This is a genomic window from Vibrio sp. 1401, from assembly GCF_033340295.1.
Map to the genome: position 1 here is coordinate 1 of NZ_JAWOWF010000600.1, position 587 is coordinate 587.

At 47.4% G+C, this 587-nt stretch carries 1 protein-coding gene; it reads left to right on the forward strand.

The features are described 5' to 3' along the window. On the forward strand, positions 1-565 hold a 565-nt coding region (locus R7Z77_RS27060), incomplete at its 5' end, for an MIP/aquaporin family protein (RefSeq protein WP_318137267.1). Positions 566-587: the final 22 nt, after the last annotated feature.

The following is a 587-nucleotide window of genomic DNA, read 5'->3' on the forward strand; positions in this document are numbered from 1 at the left end:
AGGTGCATTTTTCTCTGCCGCTTTGGTTTACAGCTTGTACAGCAACCTTTTCACCGATTACGAAATCGCACACAACTTTGTACGTAGCAGCCAAGACGCCCTTGCAACGGCTGGTATTTTCTCAACTTACCCACACGCTTCTCTTTCTTTCTTTGGCGCATTTGCTGTGGAATTCGTCATTACAGCTGTATTAATGTTTGCCATTTTGGCTCTGGGTGATGAAAACAACGGTGCCGCTCGTGGCGCGATGAACCCATTATTGATTGGTATTCTGATTGCGGTTATTGGTGGTTCTCTTGGTCCACTGACTGGCTTTGCGATGAACCCAGCTCGTGACTTTGGCCCTAAACTGTTCGCGTACTTTGCAGGTTGGGATTACGCACTGACCGGCGGTAAAGACATCCCTTACTTTATCGTTCCCCTTCTTGCTCCTATTGCGGGTGCTTGCTTTGGTGGTTGGTTATATCCAAAAGCGATCGCGGCATACCTCCCTCGCCAAGGTCACGGTTGTACCATTCCAAACCAATGTGATACTGAAGAAGAAACAGAAGAAGCTCGAGCTTAACCGCTTGCCAATTACTAAAATA